The 18,160-nt window shown below is 65.9% G+C and carries 16 protein-coding genes; 10 read left to right on the forward strand and 6 right to left on the reverse strand.

Annotated features, from left to right (window positions below):
• Window positions 1–188 precede the first annotated feature (188 nt).
• Complete coding sequence (locus HHL13_RS22760) at window positions 189–992, reverse strand: cold-shock protein (RefSeq protein WP_169557320.1); 804 nt, start codon at window positions 990–992, stop codon at window positions 189–191.
• Window positions 993–1,200: 208 nt separating this feature from the next.
• Here HHL13_RS22760 and HHL13_RS17945 point away from each other — a divergent pair, with 208 nt between their 5' ends.
• From HHL13_RS17945 to HHL13_RS17975, 7 genes are all read left to right on the forward strand, one after another.
• On the forward strand, window positions 1,201–2,013 hold the full coding sequence (locus HHL13_RS17945) for a TerC family protein (protein ID WP_169557321.1): 813 nt from the start codon (window positions 1,201–1,203) through the stop codon (window positions 2,011–2,013).
• Window positions 2,014–2,059: 46 nt separating this feature from the next.
• Window positions 2,060–2,680 carry a ribonuclease D gene (locus HHL13_RS17950; protein ID WP_169557322.1) on the forward strand — a complete coding sequence of 207 codons (621 nt, stop codon included), beginning with the start codon at window positions 2,060–2,062 and terminating at the stop codon, window positions 2,678–2,680.
• Window positions 2,673–3,320, forward strand: a complete 648-nt coding sequence (gene lptC / locus HHL13_RS17955; RefSeq protein WP_169557323.1) for an LPS export ABC transporter periplasmic protein LptC — start codon at window positions 2,673–2,675, stop codon at window positions 3,318–3,320. The genes HHL13_RS17950 and lptC overlap by 8 nt, the downstream gene beginning before the upstream one ends.
• Before the next feature lie 47 nt (window positions 3,321–3,367).
• Window positions 3,368–3,904, forward strand: coding sequence for an LptA/OstA family protein (locus HHL13_RS17960; RefSeq protein ID WP_169557830.1), 537 nt, complete (start codon window positions 3,368–3,370; stop codon window positions 3,902–3,904).
• 123 nt (window positions 3,905–4,027) lie between these two features.
• The gene (gene lptB / locus HHL13_RS17965; RefSeq protein WP_169557324.1) at window positions 4,028–4,804 is read left to right on the forward strand and encodes an LPS export ABC transporter ATP-binding protein; all 777 of its coding nucleotides are present in this window, start codon (window positions 4,028–4,030) and stop codon (window positions 4,802–4,804) included.
• A gap of 134 nt (window positions 4,805–4,938) precedes the next feature.
• Window positions 4,939–6,498: an RNA polymerase factor sigma-54 gene (gene rpoN / locus HHL13_RS17970; protein WP_169557325.1), complete on the forward strand. Its 1,560-nt coding sequence runs from the start codon at window positions 4,939–4,941 to the stop codon at window positions 6,496–6,498.
• A gap of 160 nt (window positions 6,499–6,658) precedes the next feature.
• Window positions 6,659–7,048, forward strand: a complete 390-nt coding sequence (locus tag HHL13_RS17975; RefSeq protein WP_169557326.1) for an STAS/SEC14 domain-containing protein — start codon at window positions 6,659–6,661, stop codon at window positions 7,046–7,048.
• A gap of 2 nt (window positions 7,049–7,050) precedes the next feature.
• Here HHL13_RS17975 and HHL13_RS17980 read toward each other — a convergent pair whose 3' ends face one another.
• Window positions 7,051–7,488 carry a hypothetical protein gene (locus tag HHL13_RS17980; protein ID WP_169557327.1) on the reverse strand — a complete coding sequence of 146 codons (438 nt, stop codon included), beginning with the start codon at window positions 7,486–7,488 and terminating at the stop codon, window positions 7,051–7,053.
• A gap of 88 nt (window positions 7,489–7,576) precedes the next feature.
• The gene (locus HHL13_RS17985; protein WP_169557831.1) at window positions 7,577–8,575 is read right to left on the reverse strand and encodes a ligase-associated DNA damage response exonuclease; all 999 of its coding nucleotides are present in this window, start codon (window positions 8,573–8,575) and stop codon (window positions 7,577–7,579) included.
• An 18-nt stretch (window positions 8,576–8,593) separates the two neighbouring features.
• On the opposite strand from HHL13_RS17985, the gene HHL13_RS17990 reads away from it, so the two are divergent.
• The 3 genes from HHL13_RS17990 (at window position 8,594) to HHL13_RS18000 (ending at window position 13,611) form a co-directional block, all read left to right on the forward strand.
• Window positions 8,594–11,011 carry a ligase-associated DNA damage response DEXH box helicase gene (locus tag HHL13_RS17990; RefSeq protein WP_169557832.1) on the forward strand — a complete coding sequence of 806 codons (2,418 nt, stop codon included), beginning with the start codon at window positions 8,594–8,596 and terminating at the stop codon, window positions 11,009–11,011.
• Window positions 11,012–11,123: 112 nt separating this feature from the next.
• Window positions 11,124–12,092, forward strand: coding sequence for a retroviral-like aspartic protease family protein (locus tag HHL13_RS17995; RefSeq protein WP_169557328.1), 969 nt, complete (start codon window positions 11,124–11,126; stop codon window positions 12,090–12,092).
• A 100-nt stretch (window positions 12,093–12,192) separates the two neighbouring features.
• On the forward strand, window positions 12,193–13,611 hold the full coding sequence (locus tag HHL13_RS18000; protein ID WP_169557329.1) for a mannitol dehydrogenase family protein: 1,419 nt from the start codon (window positions 12,193–12,195) through the stop codon (window positions 13,609–13,611).
• 282 nt (window positions 13,612–13,893) lie between these two features.
• Here the strand turns inward: HHL13_RS18000 and HHL13_RS18005 are convergent, their stop codons facing one another.
• The 3 genes from HHL13_RS18005 to HHL13_RS18015 all read right to left on the reverse strand — a co-directional run bounded on the left by HHL13_RS18005 (window position 13,894) and on the right by HHL13_RS18015 (window position 18,076).
• Complete coding sequence (locus HHL13_RS18005) at window positions 13,894–14,985, reverse strand: ATP phosphoribosyltransferase regulatory subunit (protein WP_169557330.1); 1,092 nt, start codon at window positions 14,983–14,985, stop codon at window positions 13,894–13,896.
• A 213-nt stretch (window positions 14,986–15,198) separates the two neighbouring features.
• The gene (serA, locus tag HHL13_RS18010) at window positions 15,199–16,776 is read right to left on the reverse strand and encodes a phosphoglycerate dehydrogenase (RefSeq protein WP_169557331.1); all 1,578 of its coding nucleotides are present in this window, start codon (window positions 16,774–16,776) and stop codon (window positions 15,199–15,201) included.
• A 139-nt stretch (window positions 16,777–16,915) separates the two neighbouring features.
• Window positions 16,916–18,076: a phosphoserine transaminase gene (locus HHL13_RS18015; RefSeq protein WP_169557332.1), complete on the reverse strand. Its 1,161-nt coding sequence runs from the start codon at window positions 18,074–18,076 to the stop codon at window positions 16,916–16,918.
• Window positions 18,077–18,160 lie beyond the last annotated feature (84 nt).

An 18,160-nucleotide genomic window follows, 5' to 3' on the forward strand; every position in this document is an offset into this window, starting at 1 on the left:
TTGTTGTCGTGACGGATCGAAACGATCCGTTCCCGCCCGAAGGCAACGGACAACGATATCGATTGCAAACACGGCCGCCGAAGGTGCCGGAGCACATGCAATATTGTGTTTGCAATCGATACGGCTGCCAAAAACAAAAAGGCCGGAGGTTTCCCCCCGGCCCCTTGTTTCATCGTTCAGCTGAAAGATCAGCTGCCCGGCGTCAGGTTCACTGCCGCGTACTTGCCGCGACGGTCCACCTCGAGCTCGAACTCGAGCCGGTCGCCTTCGTTGAGCGTCGGCATGCCGGCGCGCTCGACGGCGCTGATGTGAACGAACGCGTCGGGCTGGCCATCGTCGCGCTGAATGAAGCCGAAGCCCTTCATCGCGTTGAAGAACTTGACCGTGCCGGTCGCCTTCTCACCCGTCAGCTGGCGCTGCGGACCACCGGCGCCACCGCGCGGGGCACCCGGACCGGCGTCACGGTCGCGCGGCGGACCGCGATCTTCGACCGGAAGCGGCTCGCCATCGATCTTCAGTTCGGTGGCCGAGATACGGCCGCCGCGATCGACGAGGGTGAAGCCCATCGGCTGACCTTCGGCCAGACCGGTCAGGCCAGCCTGCTCGACTGCCGAAATGTGAACGAACACGTCCTCGCCGCCGTCATCGCGGACGACGAAGCCGAAGCCCTTCTGGGCGTTGAAGAACTTGACCACGCCGGTCGCTTCGCCAACGACCTGGGGGGGCATGCCGCCGCCACCGCCGCCGCCGCCGCGGAAACCACCGCCGCCGCCGCCGCCGAAGCCGCCGCCACCACCGCCACCGCGATAGCCGCCGCCACCGCCGCCGCCGCCACCGCCGAAGCGATCGCCGCCGCCGCCGAAGCCGCCCCGATCACCGCCGCCGAAGCCGCCGCGATCCGAATAACCACCGTAGCTGTCGTCGCCGAAACCGTCGCGCTTGTCTCTGCCGCGCCCGCCGCGATCCCCACGGCGCCCTCTATCGAAACTCATGCCCTGTTCGTCTTCCCGGTTCGCCCTAAGTACCATCGAAACCCAAGCGCCGGACGAGAACGCAGGTCTTCGCGCACCCAAAATGAGATGCGGCTAGAATCGCTAATAGCCCAAAACCGGACAGGGCGCGAACGAAATTCGTCTTGATTGCGGCAGAAACTCGTTTCGCTTCTTGCCGATACGCTGCGCTCACGGCACATCAGGGCTTATGGACAGTCTTTTCGAGCTTCTCGCCAGCCCCGCAGCATGGGCTGCGCTCGTCACCCTGATCGTGATGGAGGTGGTGCTCGGGATCGACAATCTGATCTTCATCTCGATCCTCTCGAACAAGCTTCCGCCCGAGCAGCGCCAGAAAGCGCGGCGCATCGGCATCAGCCTCGCGCTGGTGATGCGCCTCGGCCTGCTGACCATGATCGCGTGGATCGTCGGCCTCACCGCCCCGGTCTTCGACCTCGGCATCACCGGCCCGATGGGCGCGCATGGCGAAGTGGCGTTCGAGACCCAGTTCTCGTGGCGCGATCTGATCCTGATCGCCGGCGGCCTGTTCCTGGTGTGGAAGGCGACCAAGGAAATCCACCATTCGGTCGACACCAGCGACAGCGGCGAACTGCTCGACAAGGACAAGGGCAGCCAGGTCGGCCTGAACTTCACCTCGGCGATCGTCCAGATCCTGCTGCTCGACATCGTCTTCTCGGTCGATTCGATCCTCACCGCGGTGGGCATGACCGAGCATGTCGAGATCATGTACATCGCCGTGATCGTCGCGGTGCTGACGATGCTGCTCGCCGCCGATCCGCTGGCGAACTTCATCAACGGCAACCCCACGGTGGTGATGCTCGCGCTCGGCTTCCTGCTGATGATCGGCATGGTGCTGATCGCCGAAGGCTTCGGCGCGCATATCCCCAAGGGCTATATCTACACCGCGATGGCCTTCTCGGCGGGTGTCGAATGCCTCAACATCTGGTCGCGCCGGTCGAAGGCAAAGAAGGAAGCGGCGGCGAAGGATGCGGGCAACCATTGAGCCTTGGGGCATTGAGCCTCGGGACGAACGGGACTAGGCGCAGGCGATGACTGTGCATTTTCACGAAGAAGACATTCCCGAAGGCCTGTTCGCTCCGGGCGCCTCGATCGCCGTCGATACCGAAACGATGGGCCTGATCACCATGCGCGACCGGCTGTGCGTCGTGCAGCTGTCCGATGGTTCGGGGGACGAGCATCTCGTCCGCTTCGGCCCGCATTCGACCTATGACGCGCCGAATCTGCGCGCCGTCCTGTCCGATCCCGAGCGGCTGAAGCTCTATCACTTCGCCCGCTTCGATCTCGCGGCGATCCGCTTCTATCTCGGCGTCACCGCCGGGCCGGTCTATTGCACCAAGATCGCGTCGCGGCTGGTCCGCACCTATACCGATCGCCACGGCCTGAAGGACCTCGCCCGCGAGCTGGTCGGCGCCGAGATTTCGAAGCAGCAGCAATCGTCCGACTGGGGCGGCCCCGAACTTTCCGACGCCCAGCGTGAATACGCAGCGTCCGACGTGCGTTACCTGCACGGCATGAAGGAAGAACTCGACAAGCGCCTCGAACGCGAAGGCCGGACCGAACTGGCCCAGGCCTGTTTCGAATTCCTGCCCTTCCGCGCCGAACTCGATCTCGCCGGCTGGCCCGAAACGGATATTTTCGCGCATGTCTGAGGTGGCGGACCGCCTCCAGTCGCAACGGCGGGCCTGGGCGCATCCCGGGTCGAGCCACGACAAGATGGTGCGCGGTGCGCTTTACGTCCTGCCGGTGATCATCGGCGTCCTTTCCGCCTTCCTCGTCCTGTCGCCTTTGTTCTCCGGCGGCGACGTCAGCTTCGTGCTCGACAAGAACAAGGTCGATGTCGCCAGCGAGCGGCTGCGCATCCAGGCCGCCGAATATCGCGGCGAGGACGCCAAGGGTCAGGCGTTCAAGCTGACCGCCGGCAGCGCGGTGCAGAAAAGCTCGGCCGAGCCGATCGTCCAGCTGAACGATCTCGCGGCCCAGATCGCCTTTCCTGAGGGGCCGGCCAATCTGCGCGCGGACAAGGGCCGTTACGACATGGCGCGCGATCAGGTCGCGGTCGACGGCCCGGTCAGTTTCAAGACCAGCGACGGCTATACCCTTGAAACCCACGATGCGACTGTCGATCTGAAGACCCGGCGGATGCAGAGCGGCGGCGCGGTGACGGGACGCACCCCGATGGGCGTGTTCAGCGGCAACAAGCTCACCGCCGACCTGGAACAACGAACCGTCCGGATCGACGGCAATGCCCGCTTGCGGATCTACCCCAAGCGCGCGAATAGGCAGAAATGATGCGCGCTTTCGCCCTGCTCCCGTTCGGATTTTCGCTGACGCTGGCGATGACGCTCACCGCGTCCGTTCCCGCGGCGGCGCAGACCCGGCACGATTCGAGCGCGCCGATCGACTTCGCTTCGGATCATTTCGAACTGCAGGATCGCCAGAACCGCGTCCTGCTGACCGGCAATGTCCGCATCACCCAGGCCGAGATGACGCTTACCGCGGCCCGGACGACGGTCACCTATACCGGCCAGATCACCGACGGATCGCCGTCGGTCTCGCGCCTCGATGCATCGGGCGGCGTCACCGTTTCCCGGCCGGATCAGAGCGCGCGCGGCCAATATGCGGTCTATGACCTCAATCGCCGGGTCATCACCATGCTCGGCGGCGTCACGCTGCGGCAGGGTCCGAACGTGATCCAGGGCGCGCGACTGTCGATCAACCTCGATTCCGGCCGCGCGACGATCGACGGCTCGGGCGTCGGCGGATCGGCGACGCCGGGCAGCGGCGTCCAGAATCAGGGCGGTCGCGTCACCGGCCGATTCTCGGTGCCCAAGCGCGCGAACGACGCGCCAGCGACTCCCGCACCCAAGCAATAATCCCGGTTTTTCCTCGGATCGGCGCGCAGGGCCTTCCCTTGCGCGCCATTCTCATGCACGAATCCTGCCAACCGGCCTTTCGCTAAGGCTCCGCTAACCCGTCAAGTCCATCAGAGGACCTGTATGACCGACGTTGCCAGCCTTGAAACGCCGATCGCCGACGTGGTGCCGCCGCCCGAAAAGGGGCTGGCGGTCGTCTCGATCGCCAAGTCCTATGACAAGCGCGTGGTGCTTACCGATGTTTCGATGTCGGTCGCCCGCGGCGAAGTCGTCGGCCTGCTCGGCCCGAACGGCGCGGGCAAGACCACCAGCTTCTATTCGGTCATGGGCCTGGTGAAGCCCGATTCGGGCCGCATCATGCTGGATGGCGAGGATATCACCGCGCTGCCGATGTATCGCCGCTCGATCCTGGGTCTCGGCTATCTTCCGCAGGAAACCTCGATCTTCCGCGGCCTCAGCGTCGAAAAGAACATCCTCGCGGTGCTCGAGCTCGCCGAGCCGGACAAGAGCGCGCGCCAGCGCCGGCTCGATCAGCTGCTCGAGGAATTCGGCCTCACCCGCCTGCGCGATGCGCCCGCGATGGCGCTGTCGGGCGGCGAGCGCCGCCGCGCCGAGATCGCCCGCGCGCTGGCCGCCGATCCGACGATCATGCTGCTCGACGAGCCGTTCGCGGGCATCGATCCGCTGTCGATCGCCGACATCCGCGACCTGATCAAACAGCTCAAGCAGCGCGACATCGGCGTGCTGATCACCGATCACAATGTCCGCGAAACGCTCGACATCGTCGATCGCGGCTACATCATCTATGACGGCCGTGTGCTGTTCGCGGGCGCGCCGGACGATCTGGTGAAGGACGAGAATGTCCGTCGCCTCTATCTCGGCGAGAGCTTCGAGCTGTAGTCTGCGATGGGGCAACACCCTCTCACCGTTCGTGCTGAGCTTGTCGAAGCACCGTTCTTTCTTCTCCGAAGGTTCGAGAAGGAAGAGCGGCCCTTCGACAAGCTCAGGGCGAATGGAGGCTGGAGGGTAGCTTCGTGAGCCTCGCCCCGCGTCTGGACCTTCGCCAGTCGCAATCGCTGGTGATGACGCCACAGCTCCAGCAGGCGATCAAGCTGCTGGCGTTGTCGAACCTCGAGATCGAGACCTTCATCGCCGAGGAGATCGAAAAGAACCCGCTGCTCGAATCGCAGAGCGGCGACGATGACGGCCCGCGCGAGCGCGATGGCGACGTTGCCGCCGAACTCGCCGCCGAGCGCGAGCAGGATTTCGATGGCGACTTCGATGGCGATTTCGCAGGCGGCGACGCCCTGCCCGACGCCAGCCAGCTGCTCTCGACCGGCGGCGATGCCAATGGCGAAGCTGCGCTCGACGTCGATTTCACTGCCGAGACCTTCCACCATGACAGCGCGGCCGATTCGATCGGCGGGCTCGATGGCGGCCTCGGCATGGCCGGCACCGGCGGCGGCGGATCGGAAGACGGTCCGGATTTCGACAATTTCACCGATACCAGCCTGAGCCTCGCCGATCACTTGCTCACCCAGGCGGGCCAGAGCGTTTCGGGCATCGACCAGTTCATCGCCGCGCACCTGATCGATCAGATCGACGAGACCGGCTATCTCACCGTATCGCTGCTCGAAATCGCCAATCGGCTCAACGTGCCGCTCGCGCGCGTCGAGGACGTGCTGGCGACGATCCAGACCTTCGACCCCACCGGCGTCGGCGCACGCAATCTCGCCGAATGCATCGCGCTGCAGGCGAAGGAAGCCGATCGCTACGATCCGTGCATGGCGCGGCTGATCGACAATCTCGAACTGGTCGCGCGCGGCGACATCGCCCGCCTCCGGCGCATCTGCAATGTGGATGACGAGGATATGGCGGACATGATCCGCGAGCTGCGCAATTACGATCCCAAGCCCGGCCTGCGCTATGGCGGCGAACCCACGCTGGCGGTCACCCCCGACATCTTCGTGGCGAAGCGCGCGGGCGGCTGGGCGGTCGAGATCAATGCCGCCACCCTGCCCCGCGTGCTGGTCAACCGCGCTTATTATGTCGAGGTGTCGGCCGGCCCGCAGGACAAGAACAGCAAGGCCTGGCTGTCCGACATGCTCGCCAGCGCCAATTGGCTGGTGAAGGCGCTCGACCAGCGCCAGCGGACGATCATCAAGGTCGCCAGCGAGATCGTGAAGCAGCAGGAAGCCTTCTTCCTCCACGGCGTCGCGCATCTCAAGCCGATGACGCTGCGTCAGGTCGCCGAAGTGATCGAGATGCACGAATCGACCGTCAGCCGCGTGACGTCGAACAAGTATCTCAGCTGCGCGCGCGGCCTGTTCGAGCTGAAATATTTCTTCACCAGCGCGATCCAGTCGTCCGACGGCGGCGAGGCGGTGTCGGCCAATGCCGTGAAGGACGCGATTCGGACGCTGATCGCGGCCGAGAGCGCCAAGGCGATCCTGTCCGACGACACGCTCGTCGAGATGCTCAACGCCAAGGGTTTCGATATCGCCCGGCGCACCGTCGCCAAATATCGCGAGGCGATGGGCATCGGCAGCTCGGTCCAGCGGCGGCGGCAAAAGGCGCTGGAAGGCGTCGGCTGATTCGTTTTCGGCTTCGCTGAGGCAGCCCGCACCGCCTCGTTTCAGCTTCTCCGAAACGACCAGAAACACCCAACAATCGCGTCGGGACAATTACTTACAACTTCAATCGATTTGTCTGCTTTTAGAATTTGGTAGGCGAATTCCGGTAGCGACTCGACTCATGAGCGCCCATTTCCAGATCGAAGCCGATCCCGCCCGCGATCTCATCCGTATCCGTATGGGCGGCTTCTTCACGCCCGCCGACATCACTGCCTTCCTGCAAGCCCGCGAGGAAGCGCACGAGAAGCTCACCTGCGGGCGCAACCGGCATGTGACGCTGAACGACGTGCGCGACATGAAGATACAGTCGCAGGAAGCGGTCGATTCCTTCCGCGCGATGCTGTCCCAGCCCAGCCATGCCTCGCGGCGTCTCGCCTTCGTCGTCAGCCCGACGCTCGCCCGTTCGCAGTTGATGCGGGCAATAGACGCGCGTCATGCCCGGCTGTTCGAGGATCCCGCTTCGGCCGAAGCCTGGCTGTTCAGCGCGGATGCGGACGCCCGCGCCGCCTGAGCTTATCCGGAAGGCTTGTTCGCGCCCGCAACCACGGCATCGAACGCTGCCTTGGTCATCCCGATCAGCAGCCCCTTGCTGTTCACGCCGAACGCTTCGAGCGGCACCTCGACCTTGCCGCCGGGACTCACGACCACCGCTGCGGCCATGCTGACCGATTCGATCGTGCCGACCACCACGCCCTTCGAATCGCGCACCTCGGCTCCGGCGACGATATCCTCCGGCCTGGCCGCGCGCGCCCGGCTCGAACTGCTGCGGCGAGGCTGAGCGGTCGCGGCGTCGCGGGCGTTGTCGATATTCTTGGCGCGGTCATCGGGTCCGCGCAGATCGGGCGAATTCTCCGATCCGACCAGCACCGGATTGCCCGGCCCCTGCGCATGCGCCACGCCGCCGCCAATCGTCAGCGCAAAGACCAGCGCCAGCGCCTTCAGCATCTTCATGAGACCTCTCCTTTTACGAAGATGGTATCGCTAACACTGAGTATTGGCAATCGCGGCCAGGTCGAGAATCCCAACCGGCCGTCCCTGCCTAATCATCCTCGTCCTCGAACCCGGCAAGCTCCAGCGCCCGCGCCTTGATCTGCCGCTGGCGGCACCAGTGGACCAGCGCATCCTCGCGCCCATGCGTCACCCACACCTCCCTGGGCGCGACGTCCTGGATGGTGCGGGTCAGCTCGTCCCAGTCGGCATGATCGGAGAGGATGATCGGCAGCTCGACATTGCGCTGCCGCGCTCGCTGGCGCACCCGCATCCAGCCCGAGGCCATCGCCGTCACCGGATCGGGCAGCCGCCGCGACCAGCGATCGTTGAGCGCGCCGGGCGGGCACAGGATGATCCGCCCCGCCAGTTCGGCCTTGGCCACCCCGGTCGCGGGGCGCAGATCGCCCAGATCGACGCCATGCTCGACATAGAGGTCGCACAGCCGCTGCAGCGCGCCGTGGATGTAGATCGGATCGTCATACCCCATCACCCGAAGCTCGCGGATCACCCGCTGCGCCTTGCCCAGCGCATAGGCGCCGACCAGCACGCATCGCTCGGGAAAGGCGCGCAGCGAGGCGAGCAGCTTGGCCAGCTCGTCATGCGTCTCGGGATGGCGGAACACCGGAAGCCCGAAGGTCGCCTCGGTGATGAACACGTCGCACGGCGTTACTTCGAACGGCGCGCAGGTCGGGTCCTCGCGCCGCTTGTAGTCGCCCGAGACGATCACCCGCTCGCCGCGATGCTCCAGCACCACCTGCGCCGATCCCAGCACATGCCCGGCGGGCACGAATCGCACATTCACCGTCCCCAGCGCGATCTGCTCGCCATAGCCCACCGGACGCCCGGTCTGCGGTCCGTATCGCGCTTCCATGATCGCCAGCGTTTCGGGCGTCGCCCACACCTCGCCATGCCCGCCGCGCGCATGATCGGCATGGCCATGCGTCACCAGCGCCCTCGGCACCGGTTGCGAGGGATCCACCCACGCGTCGGCGGCGGGGATATAGATTCCCGAAGGTTGCGGATCGATCCAGTCGCCGAGCTTCACCATCATGCCTATATGGTCGGGATGCCCGCCGGTTCCCAGCTTCCCCAAATACTTGACGACTGGTTCGCGTCACGCGGCTGGAGCCCGCGCCGCCATCAGCGCGACATGCTCGCCGCTGCGCGCGCCGGGAACCACGCGCTGCTCGTCGCCCCCACCGGCGCGGGCAAGACGCTCGCCGGCTTCCTCCCCAGCCTCGCAGAACTGATCGAAGCGCCCACCGATCGCCTCCACACCCTCTACATCTCCCCGCTCAAGGCGCTCGCGGTCGACGTCCAGCGCAACCTCCTCACCCCCATCGCCGAGATGGGCCTGCCGATCCGCGTCGAGACCCGCACCGGCGACACTCCCTCGGATCGCAAGGCCCGCCAGCGCGCGCGCCCGCCCGAGATCCTGCTGACCACGCCCGAAAGCCTCAGCCTGCTCCTGTCCTATCCCGACAGCCTGATGCTGTTCGAACAGCTGAGCACCGTGGTGATCGACGAAGTCCACGCCTTCGCCACCGGCAAGCGCGGCGACCTGCTCTCGCTCTGCCTCGCCCGGCTCCAGACCATCGCGCCGAACTTCCGCCGCGTCGCCCTGTCCGCCACTGTCGCAGACCCCGACGGCTATCGCGCCTGGCTCGCGCCCTATGGCGACATCGATTCGGTAACGCTGGTGCAGGGCGACAAGGGAGCGGACCCGGACATCGCGATCCTCCTCCCCGAAGGCCGCGTGCCGTGGTCCGGCCATTCGGGCATGTACGCCATTCCCCAGGTGATGGCCGAGATCGAGACCCACCGGACCACCATCGTCTTCTGCAACACCCGCGGCCTCGCCGAACTGATCTTCCAGCAATTGTGGAAGGAAAACCGGCTCGGCCTCCCCATCGGCGTCCATCACGGCAGCCTCAGCCTCGAAGCGCGCCGCCGCGCCGAAGCGGCGATGGCAGACGGACGCCTCCGCGCCCTCGTCGCCACTGCCAGCCTCGATCTCGGGGTCGACTGGGGCAATGTCGATTGCGTGATCCAGATGGGTGCGCCCAAGGGATCGTCGCGCCTGCTCCAGCGCATCGGCCGCGCCAATCACCGGCTCGACGAACCAAGCGAAGCCGTGCTCGTCCCCGGCAACCGCATGGAATATCTCGAAGCCCGCGCGGCACTCGACGCAGTCGAAGCCGGCGAGCTCGACACCGACAATTTCCGCCCCGGCGGGCTCGACGTCCTCGCCCAGCACGTCATGGCCTGTGCCTGCGCCGCGCCCTTCGCCGGCCCCGAATTGCTGCAGGAGATTCGCGCAGCATTGCCCTATTCGGCGCTTACCGAAGAGACATTCGACCGCGTGCTGAACTTCATCGCGGACGGCGGCTATGCCCTGCGCGCCTATGACCGGTTCAAGCGGCTGACCCAGGGTCCGGATGGCCTGTGGCGCGTCAGCCATCCGCAATTTGTTGCGCAGCATCGCCTCAATGCCGGGATCATCGTCGAATCGCCGATGCTCGAGGTGCGCTTCAAGAATGGCCGCCGCCTCGGCAAGGTCGAGGAAGCGTTCGGCACCTCGCTCAGCCCCGGCGACACCTTCTTCTTCGCCGGCGTCGCGCTGGAAGTCGAGCGGGTCGAACTGACCGACCTGATCGTCCGCGCCACCTCGAAGACCGCGCGCATCCCAAGCTATATGGGCGCGCGCCTCGCCATCACGTCGGGCCTCGCGCACCGCGTCCGCGAATTTCTCCATGATCGCGAGCAATGGAAACGCTTCCCCGACGATGTCCGCGAATGGCTGGAGGTGCAGGACCAGCGCTCGGCCCTGCCCGCGCCCGATCAGCTGCTGGTCGAAACCTTCCCGCACGAAGGCCGCCATCACATGATCGCCTACAGCTTCGAAGGCTGGAACGCGCACCAGTCGCTGGGGATGCTGATCACCCGCCGCATGGAAGCGCTCGGCCTCAAGCCGATCGGCTTCGTCGCCAATGATTATGCCCTCGCCGTCTATGGCCTGGAGAAGATCGAGGATCCCGCCGCGCTCTTCTCCCCCGACATCCTCGAACATGAATTCGTCGAATGGGTCCAGCAATCGGCTTTGCTCAAGCGCGCCTTCCGCGAAGTCGCGATCATCGGCGGCCTCGTCGAGCGGCAGGTGCCCGGCAAGAAGAAGACCGGCCGTCAGGTCACCTTCTCGACCGATCTGATCTACGACGTGCTGCGCAAATACGAGCCGGACCATCTCCTCCTGCGCGCCGCATGGGCCGACGCCCGCGCGCGGATGACCGATGTCGGCCGCCTCGCCCGCCTGCTCGACACCGCGGCGGATACGATGCTGCACGTCGATCTCGACCGCGTCAGCCCGCTCGCCGTCCCGGTGCTGATCATGATCGGGCGCGAGAATGTGGCCCAGGGCCTGACCGAGGATGCGATGCTGATGGAAGCCGAACAGATTGCGCAGGAAGCGATGCGGCTGGATTAGGTCCTATGGTCTTGCGGTGCCGGTCCGCCCCGCTGAACCGCACAGGAACCTGCTGGAAACAATCGGAAACATTTCGATTGCTGCGCAACATGTGCAGGTATATCGTTTCGCAATGCTCGGATTTCGCGCCTTGCTGCTCTTCACCCTGCCGGTCGCGGCCGCAGCCGGCGCCAGCACGCCGCAGGATCCCGAAAAGATCGCCCCCAGCAACGAAGCCGTGCTGCTCCAGCTCGGCCAGCAGGATCAGCGGCTGACCGTTCCCGTCGGCATCGGCAATTCGAAGCCCTATAACTTCATCATCGACACCGGCGCCGAACGCACCGTCGTGTCGCGCCAGCTCGCGGGCGTGCTCAATCTCGCCCCCTCCTCGCCGATCAACATGACCTCGATGACCGAGCGCAGCAGCGTGGACACGGTGATCGTGCCCGAACTGTTCATCAAGTCGATCGGCCAGCGCCACACCATCCGCGCGCCGGCGCTCGACGGGATGAATCTCGGCGCCGCCGGCCTGCTCGGGATCGATACGCTGCAAAACCATCGCGTCATCATCGATTTCGAAAAAGACCAGATGGCGGTGATGCCGTCGACCAAGCAAAACCGCAGCGGTTCCTACAGTCCGAACGAGATCGTCGTCACCGCGCGCAGCCGCTTCGGACAGCTGATCGTGACCGACGCCTATTATGGCGACACGCGGATCCAGGTCATTCTCGACACCGGCTCGCAGGTCAGCGTGGGCAACAATGCGCTGCGCAAGCGCGTCCGCACCCGCAAGCGCGATATGCACACCACGGTGCTGACCAGCGTCACCGGCGGCACCGCGCAGGTCGACTATATGTTCGTGCCGGCGGTGAGGATCGGGCCGATCCGTTTCGAATGGATGCCCGTCGCCTTTGTCGATGCCGCGCCGTTCGAGCATTTCGGCCTTATGGACCGGCCCGCATTGCTGCTCGGCATGGATGCGCTGCGCAATTTCCGGAAGGTCGAGATCGATTTTCCCAATCGGGAGGTTCGCTTCACCATTTCCGACACGATCCGCATCGAACAGAGCGGCCCGCTTTCGGTCCGGCCGAACCGCCGCTGAAGCGCCGTCGCGGCATGGGCCACAAACGCCGGGACCATGCCGCAGATTAGATTGATCTGACTATTGACTTTGCAACGCCCGGAAGGCTGAGCCGGGCGCGATGACAACGCTTTCCCGCGCCAGCCTCGCTTCGCTCCCCGCCGCCGTTTCGCGGCCCGGCCACGACATCGCCAATGTCACCACCGGCATCGTCCATTTCGGCCCCGGCGCGTTCCATCGCGCGCATCAGGCCGATTGTATCGACCGGCTGCTGGACAGCGATCCGAGCTGGGGCATCGCTGCGGTTTCGCTGCGCACGCCGGGCACGGTCGATGCGCTGCGGGCGCAGGACGGGCTGTACACGCTGGCGGTAATCGATCGCGAGCCTTCGACGCGGATCATCGCCGCGCACAGCGACTGGATCGGCCCCGGCGAAGGCGCGAAGCTGCGCGCGCTGCTCGCCGATCCCGCGATCCGCATCGCGACCAGCACCGTCACCGAAAAGGGCTATTGCCTCTCGGGCGACGGCAGCCTCGATCTGTCGCACCCCGACATCGTCCATGACCTGACGCGCCCGGCGGAGCCGCGAAGCGTGATCGGCTGGATCGTCGCCGGCCTCGCCGATCGCCGCGCCGCCGGCATCGCGCCCTTCGCGATGCTCTGCTGCGACAATATGACCGGCAATGGCGGCAAGCTCCGCGCGGCCTGCGCCACGCTGGCCCGCCAGTATGACGCCGATCTCGCCACCTTCATCGAAACCCGGGTCGCTTTCCCCGATTCGATGGTCGATTCGATCACCCCGGCCAGCGACGAAGCGTTCCTCGCCAAGGTCGCTGGCGAACTCGGCGTGACCGACAATGCAGCGGTCCAGCGCGAGAGTTTCACCCAATGGGTGCTCCAGCGCTTCGACGGCGCGCCCGATCTCGCATCGGTCGGCGTCACCCTCACCAACGATGTCCGCGCCTATGAACAGGCCAAGCTGCGCATCCTCAACGGCACGCACAGCTCGCTCGCCTATATCGGCCTCGCGCTGGGCCATGAGACGGTGTTCGAGGCGATGAGCGATCCGTCGCTGGAGGCGTTCATCACGCGCCTCGCGCATGATGATATCCGCCCCTCGCTGCCTACGGTCGAAGGCCTCGACAGCGAGAGCTATGCGAACGCCGTGCTCAACCGCTTCCGCAACCCCGCGATCCGCCACCTGCTGTCGCAGATCGCATGGGACGGCTCGCAGAAGCTGCCCTATCGCCTGCTCGACACGACGCTCGCCGCGCTAGAAGCCGGGCGTCCGGTCGATCGCCTCGCCGTGCCGATCGCGGCTTGGATCGCATTCCTGCGGCGCAAGACGGCTGCGGGCGAGAAGATCACCGATCCGCTCGCCGACACGCTCTCGGCGGCATCTGGCGATCTCGATGCGATGCTGGCGCTGCGGCAGGTGTTCCCGGAACGGATCGCGCAGGATGCGGGCTATCGCGACGCTGTGGCGGAAGCACTAGCCGGGTTCGAGGCGGACGAGATTGCGCCGCTGCTTGCCAGATAATCCCCGTTCGCCCTGAGCTTGTCGAAGGGCAGTTCTCCTCTTCGACCGGCGGTCAGAAGAAAGAGCGGTGCTTCGACAAGCTCAGCACGAACAGATTGAGGGATATCCTTGAGCCGTCCCCATCCCACCAGCCCGCGCCGCTGCTTGCAATGTAGGATTTCGCCTGCTCAACCGGGTGCGCCGTTACCATGACGGCCGCTCTTTGACCCGGTTGATCGCGGCGCCGCGCCAGACGCCCGAATGACGCAATTGCCCTCGGGCAAAGGTCACCATCTGCGCGACTTACCCGACCTTTTCAGGTCCATCGGCTCCCAGCACATGGCTGCACAATTGCGCCTGCGGCGTATCGTCCGCTTCCAGCGCCGCGACGGTGACCCAGCCTTCGGCGCGCAGTTCGGCGCCCTTCGCGGCGTCGGTCCCGAACGGCAGGAACAGCCGCCGCCGCTCGCCGCCGCCGATTCCGGCGTCGAGGATCGGATCGGCATAGAGCGAAAAGCCTACCGCCGGTTCCTCGCGGCCATCCTCATGGACCACCGCATAGCTGCCCCCGCGCCCGATCTCGCCGCGCACGCCGCGCGCGAAGATGGAGAAGCCGATCCAGCTCTGATATTCGAACCCGTGCCGCTCGGTCGGGTCGAGGGTGAGCGCAACATCGCCCGGCAGGCTCGCCGCCACTGCTGCCAGTCCGTCGAGCCGCGAGGCCAGCGCCGCGATTCCGCGCAGCTTGGCCATCGCTGCATCGAACGGACCCGCCGCTTCGATCAGCGGCAGATACTCCGGCGCAATCGCCGCGACTCCACCGGCATCCTTGCCATCCAGCCGCTCGCGCAGCTCGGCCAGCTTCGCCGCGGGCAGGCTGTCGCCTGCCAGCGTGTCGACCAGATCGGGCAAGGTGAAATCGATCGCGATCCCCTCGACTCCGGCAGCCCGCAGCGCCTCGACCGCGACCCGCACGACTTCGCTCGCCGCGGCGACCGAATCGAGCCCGATCAGCTCGCACCCGATCTGCCGCATCGCCCGCTCGGGCCGCAGCTGGCTCGCGCGCAGCTTGAGCACCGGACCCGCGTAGGAAAGCCGTACCGGCCGCGGATGGTGCGCCATCCGCGTCGCCGCGATCCGGCCGACCTGCGCGGTAATGTCCGGCCGGATCGCCAGCGTCTGCTGCGACACGGGATCGACGAAGCGCACCGCGTCGCGCATCCCGCCCGCCTTCAATCGCGAAGCGAGCGCCTCGGCGAATTCGGCCAGCGGCGGATCGACCTGCTCATAGCCATAGCCATGCGCCACGCCGAGCACCCGCCCCTCCACCCGCGCCGCCGCATCGGCGGACGGAGGAAGACGATCGTGAAACCCTTCGGGAAGCAGGCCGGTCATCGTAGCAAGGTCCTTTCGCCCGGCGCCTTACGCGCTCCGCTCCCGGCTGGATACGGGGCACATACTCACCGGGCTGTGTCGTCATTCTGCTCAGGCCGAGTCGAAAATGGTGGTTTCACCCGACCCGGAGCGCAGCGTGCTTAAAGCACGTGAGCACCGGAAGCGGGTGAAACCGCCATTTGCAGGCCGGTATGGGCAGAATGCCGATACAGCCTAGAACTTCAGCGCCATCGCCGTCTTGACGCCCGGAAGCGCGCGGACAGTGGCGAGGAGTTCCGGGGTCACCGCTTCGTCGAGCGACAGCAGCAGCACCGCTTCACCACCGGCATCGCGGCGGCCGAGGTGGAAGGTGCCGATATTGACGTTCGCCGCGCCCAGCGTCGAACCCAGACGGCCGATGAAACCCGGCGCGTCCTCGTTGACGATGTAGAGCATGTCGCCGGCCAGATCGGCCTCGACCTTGATCCCGAATAGCTCGACCAGACGCGGCGCGGCATTACCGAACAGCGTGCCGGCCACCGAACGCTCACCCGCTTCGGTCTTCACCGAGACGCGGATCAGCGTGTGGTAGTCCCCTTCCTTCTCGTTGCGCACTTCGCGCACTTCGATCCCGCGCTCCTTGGCGAGATAGGGGGCGTTGACCATGTTTACCGTGTCCGAATGGACCCGCAGGAACCCGGCCAGCACCGCGCTGACGATCGGCTTCTGGTTCAGATCGGCGGCGGCGCCTTCGCTGTGGATCGAAACGCGGTTGATCCCGCCATGCGCCAGCTGGCCGACCAGGCTGCCGAGCTTCTCGGCCAGCGCCATGTACGGCTTCAGGCGCGGCGCTTCCTCGGCGGAAAGCGAAGGCATGTTGAGCGCGTTGGTGACGCCGCCCGACACGAGGAAGTCGGCCATCTGCTCGGCGACCTGGATCGCGACATTGACCTGGGCTTCGCTGGTCGATGCGCCAAGGTGCGGCGTGGAGATGAAGTTGGCGGTGCCGAACAGCGGCGATTCCTTCGCCGGCTCGGTCACGAAAACGTCGAGCGCCGCGCCCGCGACATGACCCGAATCGAGGCCATCCTTCAGCGCTGCTTCGTCGATCAGGCCGCCGCGCGCGCAGTTGATGATCCGCACGCCCTTCTTGGTCTTGGCCAGATTCTCGCGGCTCAGGATGTTGCGGGTCTGGTCGGTCAGCGGCGTGTGCAGCGTGATGAAGTCGGCACGCGCCAGCAGCTGGTCCAGCTCGACCTTCTCGACGCCCATTTCCAGTGCGCGCTCGGGCGTCAGGAACGGATCGTAGGCCACGACCTTCATGCGCAGACCCAGTGCGCGGTCGGCGACGATACCGCCGATATTGCCCGCGCCGATCAGGCCCAGCGTCTTCGCGGTCAGCTCGACGCCCATGAAGCGGTTCTTCTCCCACTTGCCCTGCTGGGTCGAAGCATCGGCCTCGGGCAGCTGGCGCGCGAGCGCGAACATCAGGGCGATGGCGTGTTCGGCGGTGGTGATCGAGTTGCCGAACGGGGTGTTCATCACCACCACGCCCTTGGACGAGGCATAGGGGATGTCGACATTGTCCACGCCGATGCCGGCGCGGCCGATCACCTTGAGGTTGGTCGCGGCGTCGATGATTTCCTTGGTCGCCTTGGTCGAGCTGCGAATGGCGAGGCCGTCATAATTGCCGATGATCGCCTTGAGCTCTTCCGGGGTCTTGCCGGTGATCTCGTCCACCTCGACTCCGCGCTGGCGGAAGATCTCGGCGGCCTTGGGGTCCATTTTGTCGCTGATGAGTACCTTGGGCATTTTATTCTCCATTCCCTCCCCCCTTCAGGGGAGAGGGCAAGCGAGCGTAGCGAAGCGAGGGAGAGGGGCAGTCATGGAGGGGAGCGGCTCGCGATATGCCCCTCTCCCCGACCCTCTCCCCTGAAGGGGAGAGGGAGACTTACGACGCCTTGGCGGTCGCGTAGGCCCAGTCGAGCCACGGCCCGAGTGCTTCGATATCGGCGGTCTCGACCGTCGCGCCGCACCAGATACGCAGGCCCGCGGGGGCATCGCGATATCCGGCGACGTCGTAGGCCGCGTCCTCCTTCTCGAGCAGCGAGGCGAACTTCTTGATGAAAGCTTCGTCCGCGCCTTCGACCGTGAGGCACACCGACGTCTTCGAACGCGAAGCTTCGTCGGCCGCGAGATGGCCGAGCCAGTCGCGCTCCTGCACGATCCTGTCGAGCGCCGCCGCATTGGCGTCGCTGCGCGCGATCAGGCCGGCGCCGCCGCCCAGACCCTTTGCCCATTCGAGCGCGAAGATCGCATCTTCGACTGCCAGCATCGACGGGGTGTTGATCGTCTCGCCCTTGAACACGCCCTCGGCCAGCTTGCCCTTGGCCATCAGGCGGAACACCTTCGGCAGCGGCCATGCCGGGGTGTACTGCTCCAGCCGTTCGACCGCGCGCGGGCCGAGGATCAGCACGCCGTGGCCGCCCTCGCCGCCCAGCACCTTCTGCCACGAGAAGGTCGCGACATCGATCTTGTCCCACGGCAGGTCGTAGGCGAACACCCCGCTGGTCGCGTCGGCGAAGGTCAGGCCCTCGCGGTCCGCCGGAATCCAGTCGCCATTGGGAACGCGCACGCCCGAAGTGGTGCCGTTCCAGGTGAACAGCACGTCGTCGGCGAAGTTCACTTGGGCAAGATCGGGAAGCTGGCCGTAATCGGCGCGGATGATCGTCGGATCGAGCTTGAGCTGCTTGACCGCATCGGTGACCCAACCTTCACCGAACGATTCCCACGCCAAAGTCGTCACGCCGCGCGCGCCGAGCATCGTCCACATCGCCATTTCGAACGCGCCGGTATCCGAACCGGGGACGATGCCGATGCGATGCGTATCGGGAAGCGCCAGCATCTCGCGCATCAGATCGATGGCGTATTGCAGGCGGGTCTTGCCGAGCTTCGAACGGTGCGAGCGTCCAAGGACCTCGACCGCGAGCTTCGATGCATCCCAGCCGGGAGGCTTGGCGCAGGGGCCGGATGAAAAATGGGGGCGAGCCGGCTTGGTGGCGGGCTTGGCAACGGACGCAATGGTGGCGTCGGGTAGAGTCGTATCAGTCATGTCAGTCTCTCCTTGCAGAGAGCACGCGCGGCGTTGGGACCGCGTGGCCCGTCGACGGCCCTAGCGGCGCGAGGTTGAAAGTCA

The sequence above is a fragment of the Sphingomonas sp. G-3-2-10 genome (assembly GCF_012927115.1).
Taxonomy (GTDB): domain Bacteria; phylum Pseudomonadota; class Alphaproteobacteria; order Sphingomonadales; family Sphingomonadaceae; genus Sphingomonas.